Genomic DNA, 7,178 nt, shown 5'->3' on the forward strand with positions numbered 1-7,178 from the left:
CGGTGATGGGAAAGGACAACAGCCCATCGCCTACTGCACGCTTCACTGCTTGGTTGGAAAACGTCACCCGTCTACCCTCTTGCTCTGGAGGCCACACCTCCGTGTTGTCATCGACTGCCGATCCCTGTCGGTGTCATACATCATACAACATACAAGCTAGAGATTTTGGCGGTAGCGAACAAGCGGGAGGGCGGTAATTTCCGACTAAAGTTCAAGTTATCAAAATACGCAAGTACGGCAGCTCGGAGCGTGGCGCGACCTGGCATCGCCACCGCTCTGTTCCACCGCGCTGCAACCACATGTAGGATCTTGAGCTTGCTGGCCGGTCGGCTTCAGCGTTGACCTGAAGCGTGGTCTCGTCCATATGAATCAGCGGGGCCCGCAGCAGGTGCTGTCGTAGGGCCTCGATCAGCGGCATCAGCCGCTCGCCAACCTGCACCATCCATAGGGCCAGGGTGTTGCACGGGATCTCGGCACCGTGGCGGGCAAAGATCTGGCTCTGCCGGTAGAGCGGCAAGGCATCCTGATACTTGGCGGTCGCCACATAGGCGAGCAGGGTCGGGCTAGCATTGCTTTTCGGCAGCAGCTTGGCCGGCGCCGGGGCGATTTGCCCCCCTCTTCACAGGCCCGGCAGCCAGATTTGAAGCGCAAATGGCGAATCACCTCGACCCTCGCCGGCACTACATGCAGTTCCTCTTTGATCTCTTTACCGATCTCCTTGAGCTCGGTGCCGTCCTGGTGGCAATGACGGGCACCCTCGGGGAGCTCATGGATCACCTCGATGCGGGGCAGTACGGGCGGTAGCGCCACTCGGCCGCCACGGGTGCGGCGCCTGGCCGGCTGATGGGGTTCGGCCGGTGCGTCAACCTCGTCGTCAGCCGTGTCATCCTGGGCGCTGGCCTCTTCCTCATCGACCGCTACTTCGGCCTCGTTGATGGGGAGGTCACCTTGCGCGACACGGTATTTTTCGGTGGAGGGGCCGAACTGGCGCTCGATGGCCAGTCCATCGATCTGCTTGCGCATGTCGACCGGCTTGCGGCACAGGTAGACGCGCAGCCGGGTCTCCGGCCAGATCATCGGGCCACCTCCACGGCGACGAAGCGCAGCGGCCGATGCCAGGTGGCACGGGCACATACCCTGCACCACCAGGCGCTGCTCCCACGCCAGCAGTGACGCCAGGTCCAGCGCTTGCTCCTCGGCGTACTTGCTCAGCGCCAGTTGCCTTGAAGATGCATGGAACAAATGACCCAGCCAGAAGGCCTGTGTCGAGGTCAGATCGGTCATGGTGTCTTCCTTGGAATCGCGTGACACCTGTCTGACGCGTGCTACCTCAGCTGTAGAAGATGGGGTTTGTGGAGCGCTTATGGTACACCGGCTGCTCGGTGGCTATGGCACTGATCACGCGATTAATTTTAATAGGCCTTACACGACCGACGACGCACATGAATAGTCGCTCTCGCGGTAAAATGGGGGTTACCTGCCGAATAACGTGTGGCCGGCACCAAGAGAGACGCAAGCGCCTCTCAGATACGATCAAGTAATAACCGTTTAGGGATAGTCAAGCTCCAGCTAACATCCTGACTTGTTGCCAAACCTCATCACTGACCGAGATGCGGTGACTATTTCCAACCCGACGCTGAAAGGTCGAAGCGCCCGGCCAGCGAACGCTACCGTCAGGGGTGTCCGGTGCCAGTGACGACAAGTGCGACGTCATGCCGTCAACCAAGTCATTGCACATCTGACGACCGCCAAGGTGTTCAGGATCAAATAACATGAAGACTTGGCAACAACCAGTACCACTCCCACGTTGCAGTTCATCGATACGGTGACCACTTCGTCCTTGGGCTAGCATCGCCGCCAAGGCATCCAGGAGTATGGCAAGGCCGGAACCTTTCCAGTAGCCCATGGGGAGCAAACGCCGTGAGGACTGGATTGCCTTGGGATCTCGGCTCAAACCACCATCAATATCAAAGCCCCCATCGACAGGTAGCGATTCACCTCTTTCAGCAGTCGATGCTAATCGGCCATAAGAGAATTGCGACATTGCCATATCCAGTACCAACGGAACCGGATCTCCGGGAACGGCAATGACCAGTGGATTGTTGCCGATACTCTGCTCGACAGCACCCCATGCTGGCATGCAAGATTCGGTATTCGTCCACATGATGGCAGAGAAACCTTGTTCCACTGCATGCCAGGCATAGCTTCCACCTCGCATCCAATGAGTCGTATCACGTATCGTCACGATGCCAACCCCATGAATGCGCGCCAATTCCATGGCACGCTGGGTAGCTAGCATTGCATTACCGACGCCCAGCCCAAACTCTCCATCATAACTTTCGATTGCCCCCAAAGAGTGAATGAGTGACAAGCTGGTACGGGGATTCACCCATCCCCGCTTGATATAGTCCACTAGTCGAGGAATTCTATTAATCCCATGAGAAGCAACACCGTCTCTGGTGCTCTCCGCATGGACTTTTGAACAAACTTCAGCATCATTTCGAGCGACGCCAACCCGCATAAGAGATCGCTCAATCATATCTCTCATCTCATTCAAGGAAACAACACTTGTCATAGCGATTAGCTCTCCTTGCTCAGCTTGTTAGGCACTCTTTATTTCTTCCAGGTCTTTCTTATATGCACGATAATTCTGCCATAATGTGACTGCCAAGAGCAGCAGCGCAATCAGCAAGAAGGTTGCGCTCAAAGGTCTAGTGAAAAACGGCGTCCAGTCACCTTGAAAAGTTTGCAGTCCGCGCCGTAAGTTTGACTCCGCAATAGGCCCCAAGATCAACCCCAATATAACGGGGGCCGTTCCAAATCCGTACCTGTTCAGAAAGTAACCAAGCACACCAAATGCCAGCATCAAATAGATATTAAACACATCGCCATCGACGGCATAAACGCCAATAAAACAGAAAACCACAATGGCAGCTAACAGTTGCTTCCTGGGAACCATAAGCACTTTCACAAAAACTTTTATGCCCAAGCACATGATCAGGAGCATCGCAAAGTTTGCCACCAGATAAGCTAAAAATATTCCATATATGGTGCCACTTTGATCGGCGAACAACATTGGGCCAGGAGTGATGCCTTGAATCATCAAGCCTCCAAGTAATACGGCTGTTGCTGCCTCGCCAGGAATACCCAGCGCTAGAGTCGGTATGAGAGCACCACCTAACAAAGCATTATTGGCACTTTCGACAGATACGATGCCAGCACTGTGTCCGCTGCCAAATTTCTCGGGATTTTTAGAAAAACGACGTGCTTGGTCGTAAGCAACGAGTGACGCGATGCTACCGCCTGCACCAGGAACCGGTCCAACGACAGAGCCTGAGCCAATCCCGGCCAACAATGCCCGCCAATTACGAAATGTCTCGACAAACCTTGGACGTGCAAGATCAATCTTATGTTTCCCTGCTGTTAGTTTTTCGGCAGGATCATATTCGAAAGCATTTTTTAGGATCTGAGAAATGGCGAACAACCCAATTAAAGCTGGAAGTATATTGATACCTGTCAGCAGTGACAGCTGACCAAATGTAAAACGATCTACACCCGCAATTGGGTCAGTACCAATCGTAGAGGCAAAAAAGCCAATAAAGCCTGCAATCAGCCCCTTCAAAAGCGATTTACCAGCCACTGAGGCGATAATCACCAAACCAAAAATACTTAGAGAAAAATATTCAGCAGCACCGAATCTAAGGGCAAATTCCGCAATTGGAGGAGCGAGCAGGCTGAGTATAACCATACTGGCCACACCGCCAGAAAAGGAAGCAACAATCGCTAGTCCTAAAGCCCTGCCCGCTTCACCTCTTTGGGCCATAGGGTAGCCATCAAAAGTGGTAGCAACTGATGAAGGGGTTCCAGGAATATTCAATAGAATTGCCGGAATAGATCCGCTAACCCCTGCTCCGCACAGGGCTCCTAACAACATTCCAATCCCCATCACAGGGGGCATACCAAATGTAACGGGCAATAGTAGTGCAATGGCCATGGCTGAGGTCAAACCAGGCAATACCCCCATGATGATCCCCAGCAAGGTTCCACCAGCAATCGCCAGTAGAGTACCGAGTTGAAAGACCATTGAGAGACCTTCAATATATCCAGCAAGCATGAAAACGTCTCCAGGCTAATTCGGCAGGGGAATATTAAACAAGGCTGTAAAAACAAAGAATATCGAAGAAGACAATATAATGGAGAACGCGAGATACCCCAAGCCACTCTTCAACTTATTAACAGCACTCATGCCAGAGAACTCGCCGCTCAACATGACCATACCAAGCACTGATAAAAAGCAAAACAAGGACGTGCTGACTAAATATCCTAAGCGCTCAAAAATAATGGCGTAACCTATAATGAGCGCCATGATAAAAAGCCATTGGGCCACTGCACTTTTGGGACCATCACTGCGTACGTTCTGAGCCTCATAATCACGCTCCCGCCGCTGCGATAGCCATTCCAAGCTATCACGGATAAAGCAGGGCACTGCACAAACGAATATCAGCCCTGACAGTAGTTTTGGAAAAAAGGCGGGAGTGATACCTCCCGCCGACGTGATTGATGGCAGAGTGGTAGCATAATAAAAGCCAATCCCAGATGCCACCAGAAGGAAAATGTCGAACAAGGGTTTTCCAATATCTCTATCCATCAGCCAAGCTCCAAGATGATTACTGTGCAAGATCGCCCGCAGCCTCTCGCATGATCTGTGCGGAGGTAGTGATGAATTCATCAAGTTCATCGCCATAAAGTGGAGCGATATCTAATCCAAGATTATCGGCCGTTTCCTGGAAGGAACCTTCTGCCATGATTTCTTCAATAGCACTCACCCACGTTTCCTTGACATTGTCAGGCAGCCCCTTCGGCCCTGCAATTCCGCGCCACACCGTAAGCGAAAGATCATAGCCTTCTTCTTTGAACGTCGGGACATCCGGCAATGAATCGCTGCGCTCTTCATATGACATTCCAAGCGCCTTGAGACGACCTGATTGCAATGGTGAACGAAGCTCTGCACCACCTAATACTACCGCATCGACATGGCCACCCATCGCTGCGGAAATCGTCTCTGAGCCGCCTGGGTAGGGGATGATGTTAAATTCGACATCCGCTGCATCAGAGAAGGCGACTGCAGCAATGTGTGCAGATGAACCAACTCCGGACACGCCGACTTGGACTGACTGACCATTCTGGGCCGCAGTCACCATGGACTCAAGGGTTTCGAACTCACTGTCACTACCTACCGCGACTACATATGGCTCTTCCAGCACCTTGGCCACGAAATCGAAGTCTTCACTGGTAAATGCAACATTTCCCATGGCCTCCAAGGTCTGCAATGCATTACTTGCGGCTGCAAGAGTATATCCATCAGGATCAGACGCAACCGCGCGTGAGAGACCCACGGCACCACCACCACCGGCGATATTACGAACCACAATATCGGTATCCAACTTTTCCTCTAGCAATGGCTGAAGTGCTCTGACAAAAGTGTCATTACCGCCTCCAGCAGAGAAAGGAACGATCACTTCTATATTCTTATCAGGATATTCAGCCATTGCACTGGTCGCAGCCACAACGGCAAATGTAGCAGCAATACTAACAATTAATTTTTTCATGTCACTCCCCTTTATTGAGATTATTAGTCAATATCCTATCTAACGAAAGCAGGTTTCTTGGGATCGAACGTCCATCCTTCTATCAGGTACTTCATTGCAGTAGCATCGTCTCGACCGCTACTTGGTAAACTGTTATATAGCTTATTAGCCTCCTCTATTGCTGACATATCAATATCGACACCCAACCCGGGTTTATCACCAACAGCCAGTTTCCCATCAACGATCTCAGGCGGATCGAGGGTTAGTCGACTATCCCCCTCCTGCCATATCCAGTGAGTATCGAGTGCGGTGATTTTACCAACGGCTGCTGCACCAACCTGGGCAAACATGGCAAGTGATATATCGAAATGATTGTTTGAGTGAGAGCCCCATGTCATACCATGATCGGCACATAACTGAGAGACTCTTATTGCACCCGATAGCGTCCAGAAATGTGGATCCGCCAACGGAATATCTACAGACCTAAGCATTAAGGCATGCGCCATCTCTCTCCAATTAGTGGCCACCATATTAGTCGCGATGGGCATTCCCGTAGCATGACGGAACTCTGCTAATGTTTCTCGACCGGAGAAGCCTTGCTCTGCTCCGCAAGGGTCTTCAACATATGCCAAAGTATCCTTGAGACCACGGCATAGTGTTATCGCCTCTTGCAGCGCCCAAGCGCCGTTAGGATCGACGGTAGTACGTGCCTCGGGAAATACCTGAGACAGTTCGGTGACGACCTCTATCTCCTCAGCCCCTGGTAGCACGCCCCCCTTCAACTTGAAGTCTCGAAACCCATAGCGATCCTGGGCAGCCTGAGCAAGCTCGACTATTGATGATGATGTGAGGGCTTTTTCATCACGCAGGCGATACCACTCATGTTGCCGATCGGTGCTACCTTCTCGATACTCCAATGGGGTCGCCTGACGCTCTCCGATGAAGAACAAGTAGCCGAGGACTTCTACATGGTCACGCTGCTTCCCATCGCCCAGCAGCTCGGCAGCAGGCACGCCAAGGTGCTTACCTAGTAGGTCAAGCAACGCGGCTTCTAGCGCAGCAACTGCATTCACTCTTAGTTCGAATGTCCAGGCACCTTGGCCAAAATCCTCATAATCTTTGCTCTGGCCATCACGACTCAGTGAGGCGACCAGCTTTTTCATTCTACCTAAAGAGCTACCCACCACGAATGATTGTGCTTTTTCAAGAGAGCGTTGAATTACCTCACCACCTGGCGCTTCGCCGACACCCACATTGCCAGAACTATCCTTTAGTATCAGGATGTTTCTAGTAAAAAATGGCGAGTGGGCACCGCCTATGTTCAACAACATACTGTCGCGCCCTGCGACCGGCACCACTCTATACTCAGTTATGACTGGCGTTGAGTTACCTGCATCAATCATATGTTCACCCAGGAAGTTTACAGGCCATTTCTAGAATTCTCACCGCCGACACTCTGCTACTTATGAACAGCGCCGGATAATATCTTTCAAATGTTCGACCTCAGCATTACTCGGCATCTCCAGCGGCGCTCTTACGCTACCCGCCGGTCTGCCGATGATTGCCGCTCCGGCCTTGATCAGGCTGACG

7 protein-coding genes are annotated in these 7,178 nt (G+C 52.0%); all 7 read right to left on the reverse strand.

Translation table 11 applies throughout. The features are described from left to right. Nucleotides 1–211: 211 nt before the first annotated feature. A complete protein-coding gene (locus BLT16_RS21080) occupies nt 212–517 on the reverse strand; it encodes an IS66 family transposase (RefSeq protein ID WP_245701790.1) in 306 nt (101 codons plus the stop codon). Then, nucleotides 418–1,284, reverse strand: a complete 867-nt coding sequence (locus BLT16_RS21085; RefSeq protein ID WP_245701791.1) for an IS66 family transposase zinc-finger binding domain-containing protein — start codon at nt 1,282–1,284, stop codon at nt 418–420. Before BLT16_RS21085 ends, BLT16_RS21080 begins: the two co-directional genes overlap by 100 nt. 274 nt (nt 1,285–1,558) lie before the next feature. Then, entirely contained in the window at nt 1,559–2,575 is a 1,017-nt protein-coding gene (gene yiaK / locus BLT16_RS20340; protein ID WP_218124481.1) for a 3-dehydro-L-gulonate 2-dehydrogenase, read from the reverse strand. A 27-nt stretch (nt 2,576–2,602) separates the two neighbouring features. Continuing rightward, complete coding sequence (locus BLT16_RS20345) at nt 2,603–4,114, reverse strand: tripartite tricarboxylate transporter permease (RefSeq protein ID WP_089660764.1); 1,512 nt, start codon at nt 4,112–4,114, stop codon at nt 2,603–2,605. A gap of 15 nt (nt 4,115–4,129) precedes the next feature. Beyond that, on the reverse strand, nt 4,130–4,648 hold the full coding sequence (locus BLT16_RS20350; RefSeq protein WP_176817298.1) for a tripartite tricarboxylate transporter TctB family protein: 519 nt from the start codon (nt 4,646–4,648) through the stop codon (nt 4,130–4,132). Between the two features lie 19 nt (nt 4,649–4,667). After that, on the reverse strand, nt 4,668–5,609 hold the full coding sequence (locus tag BLT16_RS20355; protein ID WP_089660766.1) for a tripartite tricarboxylate transporter substrate binding protein: 942 nt from the start codon (nt 5,607–5,609) through the stop codon (nt 4,668–4,670). Nucleotides 5,610–5,644: 35 nt separating this feature from the next. Beyond that, nucleotides 5,645–6,991 (reverse strand): enolase C-terminal domain-like protein, encoded by a 1,347-nt coding sequence (locus BLT16_RS20360; RefSeq protein ID WP_089660767.1) that lies wholly within the window; start codon nt 6,989–6,991, stop codon nt 5,645–5,647. Nucleotides 6,992–7,178: the final 187 nt, after the last annotated feature.

The organism is Franzmannia pantelleriensis (assembly GCF_900102875.1).
GTDB lineage: Bacteria > Pseudomonadota > Gammaproteobacteria > Pseudomonadales > Halomonadaceae > Franzmannia > Franzmannia pantelleriensis.